This is a genomic window from Microbacterium sp. Marseille-Q6965 (genome assembly GCF_946151065.1).
Classification (GTDB): Bacteria; Actinomycetota; Actinomycetes; order Actinomycetales; family Microbacteriaceae; genus Microbacterium.
Genome location: NZ_CAMGZA010000001.1, coordinates 294,571 through 308,505, shown reverse-complemented (window position 1 = coordinate 308,505; position 13,935 = coordinate 294,571). Strand labels below are relative to the sequence as shown.

The following is a 13,935-nucleotide window of genomic DNA, read 5'->3' as shown; positions in this document are numbered from 1 at the left end:
GCCGCGCTCCCTCCGTCGCTCCGCGTCACTCCGCGTCGCGCGACTGCGCCGTGAGCGCGCGCTCGACGCCCGCGAGGCACTCGTGCACGAGGCGACGCAGGGCGGCGGGAGCGTCGGCGTGCGCCGCCAGCCAGGACCGCGTGGCGTCGCGGAGCGCCACGTTGGCCAGCGGTGCCGGATACAGCAGCTCGATGAGGTACGAGGCGATCTGGTAGGTGCGCCCCTCCCACACGGGCAGGAGCATGTCGAAGTACTTCGGCACGAACGCCTCGAGCTGGTCGCGCGTGGCGGGGTGGACGAACCCGGTCGCGGCCGAGCGCACGACCGTGTTCGGCAGGGAGGCGTCCTCGACGAGCGACGCCCACGCGGCCTGCTTGGCCTCGGGTGTGGGCAGGGCGGCGCGTGCCTGCGCGGCGAACTCCCCGCCCTTGGCGGTGTTGTCGGCGGCGAGCGCGGCATCGATGGCCGACTCGTCGGCGACGCCGCCGGCCGCAAGCGAGATGAGCAGCTGCCAGCTCAGATCGGTGTCGATCTGCAAGCCCTCCAGCGCGAGCTCACCGTCGCGCAGCCGGCGCACGTTCTCCCACTGCGCCGGCGTTGCCGCAGCCGAGGCGAAGGCGGTGGCCAGCTGCAGCTGCAGGTCGCTGCCGGGCTGCGCCTGCTGCAGCAGCTGCCAGAGGCCGTCGGCCACCTTGGCGCGCGTGTCGTCGCGGCGATCGGGCGCCACGTACGCGTTCGCGGCCAGCTGCAACTGGGACAGCGTGGTGCGGATCGTTGTCGACTCCGTCTCGGAGCCGATGTTGCGCAGCACGAGGTCGACATAGTCGCTGGCGGCGGTCTCCGCATCGCGCGTCTGGTCCCACGCCGCACCCCACACGAGCGAGCGCGCCAGCGGATCGGCGATGTCGGAGAGGTGGTCGATGGCGGTCGCCAGGCTGCGGTCATCGAGGCGGATCTTCGCGTATGCGAGGTCGTCGTCGTTCAGCAGGACGAGGGCGGGCCGGGGTCGGCCCTTGAGCTCGGCGATCTCCGTCACATCGCCGTCCACGTCCACCTCGACGCGGTGCGTGCGCACGAGCGCGCCGCCCTGGAGGTCGTAGAAGCCGATGCCGAGGCGGTGCGGGCGGATCGTGGCGTAGTCCGCCGGTGCCGTCTGCAGCACGCGGAACCGCGTGATCCGACCGTCCACATCCTCGTCGATGGCCGGCGACAGGGTGTTGACGCCTGCCGTCTCGAGCCACTTTCGCGACCACGTGGACAGGTCACGGCCGCTCGTGCGCTCCAGCTCCACGAGCAGATCCGTCAGCTCGGTGTTCGAGTACGCGTGCTTGCGGAAGTAGGCGCCCACGCCGGCGAAGAACGCGTCGATGCCCACCCACGCCGCCAGCTGCTTCAGCACCGATCCGCCCTTGGCGTAGGTGATGCCGTCGAAGTTGACCTGCACATCCTCGAGGTCGTTGATCTCCGCGACGATGGGGTGGGTCGACGGCAGCTGGTCCTGCCGGTAGGCCCAGGTCTTCTCCATGGCGTTGAACGTCGTCCACGCCTCGGTCCACTCGGTCGCCTCGGCCGTGGCGATCGTCGACGCCCACTCGGCGAACGACTCGTTCAGCCACAGATCGTTCCACCACTTCATGGTCACGAGGTCGCCGAACCACATGTGGGCGAGCTCGTGCAGGATCGTGACGACGCGGCGCTCCTTGACGGCGTCGGTGACCTTGCTGCGGAAGACGTAGGTCTCGGTGAAGGTCACCGCACCGGCGTTCTCCATGGCCCCCGCGTTGAACTCGGGCACGAACAGCTGGTCGTACTTCGCGAACGGGTACGGGTACCCGAACTTCTCCTCGTAGTACGCGAAGCCCTGGCGGGTCTTCTCGAAGATGTAGTCCGCGTCGACGTGCTGCCACAGGCTCCTGCGGGCGAACACGCCCAGCGGGATGACGCGGCCCTCGGCGTTGGTCAGCTCGGAGCGCACCACCTCGTACGGCCCTGCGATGAGGGCCGTGATGTACGACGAGATCCGCGGCGTGGGCTCGAAGCCCCACGTGGCGGTCTCGTTGTCGTCGTGCAGGATCGGCTCGGGCGTCGGCTGGTTCGAGACGACCTGCCAGGTGGCGGGCGCCGTGATGGTGAACTGGAACGTGGCCTTCAGGTCGGGCTGCTCGAACACCGCGAAGACGCGGCGCGAGTCCGGCACCTCGAACTGCGTGTAGAGGTAGACCTCGCCGTCGACGGGGTCGACAAAGCGGTGCAGGCCCTCGCCGGTGTTGGTGTACTCGCAGTCGGCGTCGACCACGAGCTCGTTCTCGGCCTGCAGGCCGTCCAGGCGGATCCGCGAGTCGGCGAACACCTCGGAGGGCTCGAGCTGGACGCCGTTGAGCGTGACCTCGCGCACCTCCCGCGCGATGAGATCGATGAAGGTCGACGCCCCCGGCGTCCCGGCGAAGCGCACCACGCTGCGGGACCCGAAGACCTCGTCGCCCTTCGTGAGGTCGAGCGTGACCGCGTACGAGCGGGTGTCGACGACCGCTCGGCGCTCCTGCGCCTCGATCCGAGTGAGATTCTCTCCAGGCACTGCGCAACTCCCTGGTGGATGAAAACGATCGGGGGAGCCGCGCCGGCGGGCGCGGCGACTGGTCAAGCCTACGTGCTCGGGCGTCGTCGCCGACGGAAAAGACGGCGCGGTCGTCCGATCCGTCGATCCTGCATGGCGGCTGGGGGACTTCTTCTACGCCGGTGCGAAGATGGCGGTGTGAACAACCCCGACACCGAGGTCTCCGTCCCGTTCGCCTCCGCTCCCGCTGCGAGCGGGGCCGCGCACGTCGAGGCTCCCGTCGCCTACGACGGCATTCTCCTCGCCAGCTTCGGCGGGCCCGAGGGACAGGAAGACGTCATCCCGTTCCTGCGCAACGTGACGCGCGGCCGTGGCATCCCGGACGAGCGGCTCGAGGAGGTGGCCACGCACTACCGCCACTTCGGCGGAGTCAGCCCCATCAACGCGCAGAACCGCGAGCTCAAGCGCGCGCTGGAGGCGGAGCTCGCGCGGCGCGGCCTGGACCTGCCCGTGTACTGGGGCAACCGCAACTGGGCGCCATACCTCGACGAGGCGGTCACGCAAGCCGACCGCGAGGGGCGACGCACGCTCTTGGCCATCTCCACGAGCGCCTACAGCTCGTTCTCGAGCTGCCGACAGTACCGCGAGGACTTCGCGCGGGTGCTCATCGACAACGACCTCGGCGACCGCATGACGATCGACAAGGTGCGCCAGTTCTTCGATCACCCCGGTTTCGTGCAGCCGTTCATCGACGGGGTGGAGGCGGCGATCCGCGCGTACCTCGGTGACGGGATTCCCACGGACACCGTCCAGGTGCTGTTCTCCACCCATAGCGTGCCGATGCAGGATGCGCAGCGCTCCGGGCCGCGCGACGTCGACTGGGGCGAGGGCGGCGCCTACGCCGCCCAGCACCTCGCGGTGGCCGAGGCCGTCATGGCGGACATCGCCACGCGGCTGCCGGAGGCGGGCGACGTGGCGTGGAAGCTCGTCTACCAGTCCCGGTCGGGCCCCGCCTCGCAGCCGTGGCTCGAGCCCGACATCAACGACGTCATCGAGGCACTGCCCGCGGCCGGTGTGCAGGCGATCGCGATCGTGCCGCTCGGGTTCGTCAGCGACCACATGGAGGTCCTGTGGGACCTCGACAACGAGGCGAAGGACACGGCCGAGAGGGTCGGCATCCGGGCAGTGCGCACTCCGACGCCCGGTGTGGACCCGGCCTATGTCGCGGGACTCGTCGACCTCGTCGAGGAGCGTCTGCGCGGCACACCGGCCGCCGAGCGGCCCCATCGCACGCCGCTCGGCCCCTGGTTCGATGTGTGCCGCCCGGGGTGCTGCGAGAACGTGCGGGCGGGCTTCAAGCCCGCCGCCGCCGGCCTTGCGCCCTGAACGGAGCGGCATAGGGGAGAATCTGAGCATGCGGATCCACATCGCGACCGACCACGCCGGCCTCGAGTTCTCCACCCAGCTGCAGCACCACCTGGCAGGTGCCGGCCACGAGGTGATCGATCACGGGCCGGTCTCGTACGACCCCCTCGACGACTACCCGGCGTTCTGCATCCGGGCGGCGCAGGCCGTCGTCGCCGATCAGCAGGCGGGCGTGGAGGCGCTGGGCATCGTGTTCGGCGGATCGGGGAACGGCGAGCAGATCGCGGCGAACAAGGTCACGGGGGTGCGCGCGGCGCTCGTGTGGAGCATCGCGACCGCCGAGCTCGCGCGCGAGCACAACGACGCGAACGTCATCGCCATCGGGGCCCGCCAGCACACCTTCGAGGAGGTGGCCCGCTTCATCGACCGCTTCATCGAGACGCCGTTCTCCGGAGAGGAGCGTCACGTGCGCCGCATCGGCCAGATCGCGGCGTTCGAGACCGACGGCACCCTCGAGCCGGATCCGCGCGCGGGCGAGTAGGCATGCCAGAGGGCCATTCCGTCCACCGCATCGCGCGCCAGTTCGAGCGCAACTTCGTCGGGCGCCCGGTGCGGGCCAGCAGCCCCCAGGGCCGGTTCGCCGAGGGCGCGGCGATCCTGTCCGGGCGCACCCCGACCCGGGCGCAGGCGGTCGGCAAGCAGATGTTCCTGGAGTTCGACTCCGGGGTGTGGCTGCGGGTGCACCTCGGGTTGTACGGCGCATGGGACTTCGCGGGCGAGATCCTCGTCGACCCCACGATCGCCTCCGCGAACGGCCGGATGGGGCAGACCAACCAGCGCGGCACCGTGGTGGAGGACGCACCCATCTTCGACGACGCCGGCGAGAACTCCCTCTCCTCGATCGGTGCGCCGCGGCGCACCCGCGTCCACGTGCGCATGTCGGAGCAGACGAAGGGGCTCGACGAGGCCGACGGACTCGAAGCGCCCGACGCCGAATGGCCGCCGCCCGTCGTGGGCCAGGTGCGCCTGCGGCTGCTCACCGACGCGACCTGTGCCGACCTCCGGGGCCCCACCGCGTGCGTCGTCGAGACCGCCGAGCAGGTCGCCGCGGTCATCGCGCGCCTCGGCCCTGATCCGCTCGTCGGAGATCCGGCCGAGAACGAGGAGCGCTTCGTCCGCGCGGTACGCTCGCGCGCGGTGGCGATCGGTCAGCTGCTCATGGATCAGTCGGTGGTGAGCGGCATCGGCAATGTGTACCGGGCCGAGATGCTCTTCCGCGCGCGACTCGATCCCCACACGCCCGGCCGCGCGATTCCCGAAGAGGTCGTGCGCGGGCTGTGGCGCGACTGGGACGGGTTGCTGCGCATCGGCGTCGAGACCGGCCAGATGATGACGATGGACGGGCTCGAGGGTGAGGCCTGGCGGCGCGCCATGGCCAGCCGCGACGACCGCCACTGGGTGTACCACCGGGCAGGGCTGCCCTGCCGGGTCTGCGGCACGGAGATCGCGCTGGAGGAGATGCAGGCGCGCAAGCTGTACTGGTGCCCCAACTGCCAGAGGTGAGGAGCGGGATGGACGTCGGAGCCGTCGTCGACGTGATCGCGAACGCACGGATCGCGGGGGAGGGGCGCGAGCTCATGCCGCTCGCGCTCGTGGAGCCCGACGCGCCGTACGACGTGTTCCTGCGCAACGGTCGCATCCTCGACATCGCCCCCGCCGGCTACGCGCGGCACGAGGGGGCCGTGCTTGACGCGGAGGGCGCGTGGCTCGTGCCCGGCCTGTGGGACCACCACGTGCATCTGCGGCAGTGGGCGCTGTCGCAAGCGCGCCCCTCCGTCGCGCACGCGCACTCCGCCGAGGAGGCCGCGGCTTTCGCTGCGCGGCACGCGCCGGGGGACGACGGGCGCCGGGTGCTGCAGCATTGGCGCGAGGGGCTGTGGGCGGTGCCGGCGAGCCTCGAGGCGCTCGACGCGACGACCGGTGAGGTGCCGACCTATCTGCTCGGCGCCGACTCGCACTCCGTCTGGATGAACAGTGCCGCCTTCCGTCGCGAGGGCCTCGCCGCCGATCCGTCGGGCGTGCTGCGCGAAGGGCCGGCGTTCGCGACGATCGTCGCCGTGAACGCCGTGTCGGACGCCACGGCGAATCGCGCGGTCGCGACGGCCGCGAGCGCCGCCGCCGGGCGGGGCGTCGTGGGGGTCTGCGACCTCGAGTTCGGTGCCGAGCTGCACGCGTGGCGTGAGCGGGCGTCGGCGGGCTGGCAGGCGCTGCGGGTGCACGTCGCGATCTATCCCGACCACCTCGACGAGGCGATCGCCGCAGGGCTCCGCACGGGCGATCCGCTCGACGAGGGCGGGCTGGTGCGCCTGGGCGTGCTGAAGGTGCTCGCCGACGGCTCGCTCGGCACGCGCACGGCCTGGACGAGCGGCGCGTACGCCGACGATCCGCACCATCACGGCGGGCACAACGTCTCGCCCGACGAGATGACGAGGCTCGTCGTCCGCGCGGCGGCGGCGGGGATCGCGACGACGATCCACGCGATCGGCGACCTCACCAACGCGGCCGCGCTCGACGCCTTCGCGCGGGCGGGCGTGCCGGGACGGATCGAGCACGCTCAGCTCGTGACCGCGCCCGATGTGCGGCGGTTCGCGCACCTGGGTGTGGCGGCCAGCGTGCAGCCGCAGCACGCGATGGACGACCGAGAGCTGACCGAACACCACTGGGGCGCACACGCCGCCATTCCCTACCCCCTGCGCTCCTTCCGCGATGCGGGGGTGCAGTTGCTGTTCGGCTCCGACGCGCCCGTCGCCCCGCTGGACCCGTGGATCGGCATGGCCGCGGCCGTGTTCCGAACCGATGACGACCGCGAGCCGTGGCGACCCGACCAGGCCGTGGATGTCCGCACGGCGCTGGCGGCGTCCACCGCGGGGGGATCGACCGAGCCCCAGACGATCGAGCCGGGCGCACCGGCCGATCTCGCCATCGTCGGGCACGACCCGATCGCGGCCGACCGCGACACGCTGCGCGCGATGCCCGTGCACGCGACGATTCTGGGTGGCCGACTCACACACCTGGCCTGAACGCGGCAATGCCCCGGACCGAAAGTCCGGGGCATTGCACGTTGCGGCTTACTCGGCGACGTGCGCGACGAGGAACCAGCGGTCCTTCTCGAGGCCGCCCTTGATGCCGATCGCGACGTCCTGGCTCGTGAGGTCGATCTCGTCGAGCCCCTCGATCGCGGCGTCGAGGTCGGCGATGACGGCGTCGATGTCGGCGACGACGTTGGCGATGAGCCGGTCGGACTGCTCGAACCCGGCGCCCACGTGCGTGGCGGGCACCTTCTCAGCGATGGTGTCCAGGCGGGCGTCGATCGGCAGCCCGAGGGCGATGATGCGCTCGGCGGCCTCGTCCGCCCAGCCGCCCGCGTGCTCGACGAGCGTGTCGAGGAACTCGTGCACGCCCACGAAGTTCGCGCCGCGCACGTGCCAGTGCGCCTGCTTGCCGTTGACCACGAGGGCCTGCAGGCCCAGCACGACGGGCGACAGGAACTGCGAAGCGGCCGCGGCGACGGTGGGGTCGGCGGCGGTGGCCGCGATGGTCTGCTTGCTCATGGTGATACCTCCCGTTGGTCACCGAGCGGAGTCCGTCGAATGGATCCTCCGTCGTTGTCAACGCTGCCCCACCCGATGGCATTCCGCAAGCAAGCTGAGGCTGGGCTAACGGGCGGCTGACCTGGCCGAAACGCGCCGCGGCGGCGACGTGGCACGATGGGCGCATGAGCGTCGCCGCCACCGCGTCCGTGCGTGCCCTGCCGGGCGCCGAGCCGTCCCTCGCCGCTTCCGCCTACGTCGCCGACGGGGCCCGCGTCATCGGCGCGGTCGAGCTCGGGGAGTCGGCCAGCGTCTGGTACAACGCCGTGCTGCGTGGCGACGTCAACGCCATCCGCGTCGGCGCGCGCAGCAACGTGCAGGACAACGTCTCGATCCACGTGGACCGCGATCATCCCGCACGCATCGGCGCCGACGTTTCGATCGGGCACAACGCGGTGGTGCACGGCTGTGAGATCGGCGACGGCTCCCTGATCGGCATGGGAGCGGTCGTGCTCTCGGGAGCGGTCGTGGGCGAGGAGTGCCTCGTGGCCGGGGGAGCGGTGGTGCTCGAGGGCACCGTCGTCCCGCCGCGATCACTCGTCGCCGGCGTGCCGGCGAAGGTGCGCCGCTCGCTGACGGACGAGGAGGTCGCGGGCCTGAGAGACAACGCCCGCCGGTACGTCGACAACGCCCGCCTGCACGACGTCCGCGATGCGGCGCACTGAGGGACGCGAAGGGGAGCGATTCGGAGGCCGCTCGCGCGTCGGCTAGACTCGAACCCGCTGCCCGGCAGCTGCGGGGATGTAGCTCAATGGTAGAGCCCCAGTCTTCCAAACTGGTGGTGCGGGTTCGATTCCCGTCATCCCCTCCACATGCTTGTTCTGTTCCCGCGGGCGCTCCGTCGTGGCGCGCCCGCGAAACGGCCGTCAGGTGACCGGGCGGGACGTCGGCTAGACTCGTTGGGGCCGTTTCGCACTCCCGCTCCGGTGGGAAGCCCCGGGGCGTAGCTCAGCTTGGTAGAGCGCCCGCTTTGGGAGCGGGAAGTCGCAGGTTCAAATCCTGTCGCCCCGACGAACGGCCCGAAGACCTGAACCCCGTGCGGATCACGTGCGGGTCCGTCACGAGGAGAAGCAACCAGCATGGTCAACAGCACCGTCGAGAAGCTCAGCCCCACCCGGGTGAAGCTGCACATCACGGTCAGCCCCGAGGAGCTCAAGCCGAGCATCCAGCACGCCTACGAGCACATCGCGCAGGACGTGCAGATCCCCGGCTTCCGCAAGGGCAAGGTGCCGGCGCCGATCATCGACCAGCGCATCGGTCGCGTCGCCGTGCTGGAGCACGCCGCCAACGAGGGCCTGGACGGCTTCTACCGTCAGGCGGTCGCCGAGAACGACCTGAAGGTCCTCGGCCGTCCGAGTGCCGAGATCGTCGAGTGGCCCAACGAGAAGGACTTCTCGGGCGATCTGGTCGTCGACATCGAGACCGACGTGCGCCCGGAGTTCGAGGCGCCCGCCATCGAGGGCCTGAAGGTCGAGGTCGACGCGATCGAGGTCGACGAGGCCAAGATCGACGAGGCCCTGAACGACCTGCGCGCCCGCTTCGGCACGCTCGTCACGGTCGACCGCCCCGCCACGAACGGCGACTTCGTCGAGCTCGACCTCGTCGCCACGATCGACGGCAACGAGATCGACCGCGCCGAGGGCGTGTCGTACGAGCTCGGCTCGGGCCAGCTGCTCGAGGGCATCGACGAGGCGATCGAGTCGCTCACCGCCGGCGAGGCCACGACCTTCACCTCGACGCTCGTGGGCGGCGACCACGCGGGCGAGCAGGCCGAGGTCTCGGTGACGGTCAAGGCCGTCAAGGAGCGCGAGCTTCCCGAGGCCGACGACGACTTCGCGCAGATGGCAAGCGAGTTCGACACGATCGCGGAGCTGCGCGAGAGCCTCGCCGAGCAGACGACGTCGCGCGGTGCGTTCGCGCAGGCGTCCGCCGCCCGCGACAAGCTCATCGAGACGCTTCTCGAGAAGGTCGAGATCCCCGTTCCCGCCCAGCTCGTCGAGGACGAGGTGCACCGCCACCTCGAGGCCGAGAACCGTCTGGAGGACGACGAGCACCGGGCCGAGGTGGCCGAGGCCAGCGAGAAGCAGTTCCGCACCCAGATGCTGCTCGACGCCTACGCCGAGCAGCTCGACGTGCAGGTCTCGCAGGACGAGTTCACGCAGTACCTGATCCAGTCGGCCGGCCAGTACGGCATGGCGCCGCAGGACTTCATCCAGGCCATCCAGCAGGGCGGCCAGCTGCCCGCGCTCATGGGCGACGTCGCGCGCAACAAGGCGCTGTCGATCCTCCTCGGCAAGGTGGAGGTCGTCGACACCAACGGCCAGCCGGTCGACGTCTCGGACTTCGCGCTCGTCGAGGACCAGGCGGCCGAGGACGAGGACGACGCCTCGGACGCCGAGAAGGCCGAGTAAGCAGCCTCACACGAAGGGGCGGGCGCGTGGCGCCCGCCCCTTCGTCGTACCCGCCCTCAGCCGAGCGCGCGCAGCTTCTCGAGCAGCGGCTCGGCCACCTCGTCCAGGAAGCGCTGCTGGTGCCGATCGCCCACCTGCACGAGGGCGATGTCGGTGAACCCCGCGTCGAGGAAGGGACGCACGCTCTCGGCGAGGGCGTCCAGGTCGGGCCCGCACGCGATCGACGACGCGACGTCCTCGGGGCGCACGTACTGCGACGCCTGGGTGAACCCGGCGGGCGTGGGCAGATCCGAGTTCACGCTCCACCCGCCGGCGAACCAGCGGAACTGGTCGTGGGCCAGCGCGACCGCCTCGTCGGCATCCGGCGCCCAGCAGATCGGCACCTGCCCGATGGCGCGCGGCTCGTCGGCCTCGGTGCGGGCCTTCCAGCCGTCCACGAGGGCCGCCTCGGGCTCGGTGGTGATGAGGTGGTCGCCGATCGGGGCGAATCGCTCGAGCGACTTCTCGCCGGACACGGCGATGCCGATCGGCACCCCGCCCTCGGGGGCGTCCCAGATCCGCGCCGAGTCGACGCGGAAGTGCTCGCCCTCCACCGTGACGAGATCTCCGGTGAGCAGCTCCCGGATGATGAGCGCCGCCTCCTCGAGCATGTCGTGGCGCTCGTCCACGCCGGGCCAGCGCTCGCCCACGACGTGCTCGTTGAGGTTCTCGCCCGCGCCCAGGCCCAGCGTGAACCGCCCGTCGGAGAGCAGCTGGATCGTCGCGGCCTTCTGCGCCACGACGGCCGGGTGGTAACGCATGGTCGGGCACGTCACGTACGTGGCCAACCCGACGCGCTCGGTCGCGTGGGCCACGGCGCCCAGCACCGACCAGGCGTAGGGGGCGTGCCCCTGCGAAGCGAGCCACGGGGAGTAGTGATCGCTCATGACCTCGAAGTCGAAGCCCGCCCGCTCCGCGTCGACGGCGTAGCCGACGAGCTCCTTCGGTCCGCTCTGCTCGGTCATCAGGGTGTATCCGAATCGCGTCATGGTCACCTCTCTCTGTCGATGCGGCCGCGGCGCGGCGGCCGCCGCTGCCCACGCTAGGACGCCCGCGCGCGATGCGCTCGGGGGTTGGAACGCGGCCGCCCCGCGTGCTAGACGGCGGTGGTCGGACACGCGCCTATGCCCACGGCGAACACGGCCGGGCGCGCGATGGGCCGCCGGTAGTGTCGTATCGACGCACCATCGAATGGAGTGAGAATGCCCGAACCGCTGATGGCACAGAGTGTCTTCGACCGGCTGCTGAAGGACCGCATCATCTGGCTTGGCTCGGAGGTGCGCGACGAGAACGCGAACGAGATCTGCGCGAAGATCCTCCTGCTCGCCGCCGAGGACCCGAACAAGGACATCTATCTCTACATCAACTCGCCCGGCGGGTCGATCACGGCCGGCATGGCGATCTACGACACGATGCAGTTCGTGCCGAACGACATCGTGACGGTCGGCATCGGCATGGCGGCGTCGATGGGACAGCTGCTGCTGACCAGCGGCACGAAGGGCAAGCGCTACATCACGCCCAACGCCCGGGTGCTGCTGCACCAGCCGCACGGCGGATTCGGCGGCACGGCGAGCGACATCCAGACCCAGGCGCAGCTGATCCTCGACATGAAGCGCCGCCTCGCCGAGATCACCGCCGCGCAGACCGGCAAGTCGGTCGAGCAGATCAACGAGGACGGTGACCGGGACCGCTGGTTCTCGGCCGAGGAGGCCCTGGAGTACGGCTTCGTCGATCACATCCGCGAGCACGCCGTCGACGTGACCGGCGCCGGTGGCACCGACCGCGCCGCGAACTGAGCGCCGGAATCCGAGCACAGAGAAGGACGTATCGAGAATGCACACCCCCTACACCGGCGCCACCTCGCCCCAGGGCCTGCAGCTGCCCGGAAGCCGCTACATCCTGCCGCAGTTCGAGGAGCGCACGGCCTACGGCTACAAGCGCCAGGACCCGTACAACAAGCTCTTCGAGGACCGCGTCATCTTCCTCGGCGTGCAGGTTGACGACGCGTCGGCCGACGATGTCATGGCGCAGCTGCTCGTGCTGGAGAGCCAGGACCCCGACCGCGACATCATCATGTACATCAACTCGCCCGGTGGCTCGTTCACGGCCATGACGGCGATCTACGACACGATGCAGTACATCTCGCCCCAGATCCAGACGGTCGTGCTGGGCCAGGCGGCCTCCGCGGCCGCCGTGCTCCTGGCGGCGGGTGCGCCCGGTAAGCGCCTCGCGCTGCCGAACGCCCGTGTGCTGATCCACCAGCCGGCCGTCGGCGAGGCCGGCCACGGCCAGGCATCGGACATCGAGATCCAGGCGGCCGAGATCCTGCGGATGCGCACCTGGCTCGAGGAGACGCTGTCGAAGCACTCCAACCGCTCGGTCGAGCAGGTGAACAAGGACATCGACCGCGACAAGATCCTGGGCGCCCAGGAGGCCGTCGAGTACGGCCTCGTGGACCAGGTGCTCACCACGCGTAAGCGCGGTCCGATCTCGAAGTGACGGACCCGAAGGCCCCGGCGGAGACGCCGGGGCCTTCGTTATCGACCGGATACCGCGGGAACGCGTGGCGACGCGCCGGTGTCGGCGGCAGCGGCTAGGCTCGGGAAATGACCCGACAGGATCAGCACAGGAGGACCCATGGCTCGCATCGGTGAGAGCGCCGACCTGTTCAAGTGCTCCTTCTGTGGCAAGAGCCAGAAGCAGGTCCAGCAGCTGATCGCGGGGCCGGGCGTGTACATCTGCGACGAGTGCGTCGAGCTGTGCAACGAGATCATCGAGGAACGGATGGCCGAGTCGTCCTCCGACGGCGAAGCCGCCGAGTTCGATCTGCCTAAGCCGCGCGAGATCTTCCACTTCCTCGAGGAGTACGTCATCGGGCAGGAGGACGCCAAGCGCGCCCTGTCCGTCGCCGTCTACAACCACTACAAGCGCGTCCGCGCGCGCAGCGAGCTGCGTCCCGCTGAGCAGAAGGCGGAGGACGTCGAGGTCGCCAAGAGCAACATCCTGATGCTCGGCCCCACGGGCTGCGGGAAGACCTACCTCGCGCAGACGCTGGCGAAGCGTCTCAACGTGCCCTTCGCCGTCGCCGACGCAACCGCCCTCACCGAGGCCGGCTACGTGGGCGAGGACGTCGAGAACATCCTGCTCAAGCTGCTCCAGGCCGCCGACTACGACGTCAAGCGCGCCGAGACCGGCATCATCTACATCGATGAGGTCGACAAGATCGCGCGCAAGGCCGAGAACCCCTCGATCACGAGGGATGTCTCGGGCGAGGGCGTGCAGCAGGCCCTGCTGAAGATCCTGGAGGGCACGGTGGCGTCGGTGCCGCCGCAGGGCGGGCGTAAGCACCCGCACCAGGAGTTCATCCAGATCGACACCACGAACGTGTTGTTCATCGTGGCGGGCGCGTTCGCGGGCCTCGAGGACATCATCTCCTCCCGCGTCGGCAAGCACGGGGTCGGCTTCGGTGCCCCGCTGCACGACAAGAGCCAGCAGGACTCGCTCTTCAGCGAGGTGCTCCCCGAGGATCTGCACAAGTTCGGGCTGATCCCCGAGTTCATCGGCCGCCTGCCCGTGATCGCCTCCGTGAACCCGCTGGATCAGGAGGCTCTCATGGAGATCCTGACCGCACCGCGCAACGCGCTCGTGAAGCAGTACCAGCACATGTTCGCGCTGGACGGGGTGGAGCTCGAGTTCGAGGAGGACGCGCTGCGGGCGATCGCCGATCTCGCCGTCACGCGCAAGACGGGGGCCCGCGGCCTGCGGGCCATCCTCGAGGACGTGCTGGGCCCGATCATGTTCGACATCCCGTCCGACGAGGACGTCGACAAGGTGGTCGTCACGCGCGCCGCCGTGACGGAGGGCGCCGAACCGACCAGGGTGCTGCGGCAGCGCAAGAAGACGGCGTGACACAGGA

At 70.3% G+C, this 13,935-nt stretch carries 12 protein-coding genes and 2 tRNA genes; 11 read left to right on the top strand and 3 right to left on the bottom strand.

Translation table 11 applies throughout. From position 1 onward, the window contains the following. Nucleotides 1-25: 25 nt before the first annotated feature. Nucleotides 26-2,575 (bottom strand): aminopeptidase N, encoded by a 2,550-nt coding sequence (pepN, locus tag N8N77_RS01500; RefSeq protein ID WP_261164068.1) that lies wholly within the window; start codon nt 2,573-2,575, stop codon nt 26-28. 177 nt (nt 2,576-2,752) lie between these two features. Here pepN and N8N77_RS01495 point away from each other — a divergent pair, with 177 nt between their 5' ends. From N8N77_RS01495 to N8N77_RS01480, 4 genes are read left to right on the top strand one after another with little or no spacing between them, the layout of a single operon-like run. Next, nucleotides 2,753-3,940 (top strand): ferrochelatase, encoded by a 1,188-nt coding sequence (locus N8N77_RS01495; RefSeq protein WP_261164066.1) that lies wholly within the window; start codon nt 2,753-2,755, stop codon nt 3,938-3,940. A 28-nt stretch (nt 3,941-3,968) separates the two neighbouring features. Beyond that, on the top strand, nt 3,969-4,460 hold the full coding sequence (locus N8N77_RS01490; protein WP_261164064.1) for a ribose-5-phosphate isomerase: 492 nt from the start codon (nt 3,969-3,971) through the stop codon (nt 4,458-4,460). Between the two features lie 2 nt (nt 4,461-4,462). Further along, complete coding sequence (locus N8N77_RS01485) at nt 4,463-5,482, top strand: Fpg/Nei family DNA glycosylase (protein WP_261164062.1); 1,020 nt, start codon at nt 4,463-4,465, stop codon at nt 5,480-5,482. 8 nt (nt 5,483-5,490) lie between these two features. Further along, entirely contained in the window at nt 5,491-6,999 is a 1,509-nt protein-coding gene (locus N8N77_RS01480) for an amidohydrolase (protein ID WP_261164061.1), read from the top strand. A gap of 48 nt (nt 7,000-7,047) precedes the next feature. Here N8N77_RS01480 and N8N77_RS01475 read toward each other — a convergent pair whose 3' ends face one another. Next, a complete protein-coding gene (locus N8N77_RS01475; protein WP_261164060.1) occupies nt 7,048-7,530 on the bottom strand; it encodes a Dps family protein in 483 nt (160 codons plus the stop codon). A 164-nt stretch (nt 7,531-7,694) separates the two neighbouring features. On the opposite strand from N8N77_RS01475, the gene N8N77_RS01470 reads away from it, so the two are divergent. The 4 genes from N8N77_RS01470 (at nt 7,695) to tig (ending at nt 9,980) form a co-directional block, all read left to right on the top strand. Continuing rightward, on the top strand, nt 7,695-8,234 hold the full coding sequence (locus N8N77_RS01470) for a gamma carbonic anhydrase family protein (RefSeq protein WP_261164059.1): 540 nt from the start codon (nt 7,695-7,697) through the stop codon (nt 8,232-8,234). Nucleotides 8,235-8,306: 72 nt separating this feature from the next. Continuing rightward, a tRNA-Gly gene (locus tag N8N77_RS01465) sits at nt 8,307-8,380 on the top strand. A gap of 126 nt (nt 8,381-8,506) precedes the next feature. Further along, a tRNA-Pro gene (locus tag N8N77_RS01460) sits at nt 8,507-8,580 on the top strand. 68 nt (nt 8,581-8,648) lie between these two features. Beyond that, on the top strand, nt 8,649-9,980 hold the full coding sequence (gene tig / locus N8N77_RS01455) for a trigger factor (protein WP_261164058.1): 1,332 nt from the start codon (nt 8,649-8,651) through the stop codon (nt 9,978-9,980). A 56-nt stretch (nt 9,981-10,036) separates the two neighbouring features. On the opposite strand, the gene N8N77_RS01450 is transcribed toward tig, so the two are convergent. After that, nucleotides 10,037-11,008, bottom strand: a complete 972-nt coding sequence (locus N8N77_RS01450; RefSeq protein ID WP_261164057.1) for a TIGR03557 family F420-dependent LLM class oxidoreductase — start codon at nt 11,006-11,008, stop codon at nt 10,037-10,039. 213 nt (nt 11,009-11,221) lie between these two features. Here N8N77_RS01450 and N8N77_RS01445 point away from each other — a divergent pair, with 213 nt between their 5' ends. The 3 genes from N8N77_RS01445 (at nt 11,222) to clpX (ending at nt 13,928) form a co-directional block, all read left to right on the top strand. Next, nucleotides 11,222-11,815, top strand: coding sequence for an ATP-dependent Clp protease proteolytic subunit (locus tag N8N77_RS01445; RefSeq protein WP_261164056.1), 594 nt, complete (start codon nt 11,222-11,224; stop codon nt 11,813-11,815). 37 nt (nt 11,816-11,852) lie between these two features. Beyond that, a complete protein-coding gene (locus N8N77_RS01440; RefSeq protein ID WP_261164055.1) occupies nt 11,853-12,518 on the top strand; it encodes an ATP-dependent Clp protease proteolytic subunit in 666 nt (221 codons plus the stop codon). 138 nt (nt 12,519-12,656) lie between these two features. Further along, entirely contained in the window at nt 12,657-13,928 is a 1,272-nt protein-coding gene (gene clpX / locus N8N77_RS01435; protein ID WP_261164054.1) for an ATP-dependent Clp protease ATP-binding subunit ClpX, read from the top strand. The last annotated feature ends 7 nt before the right edge of the window (nt 13,929-13,935 follow it).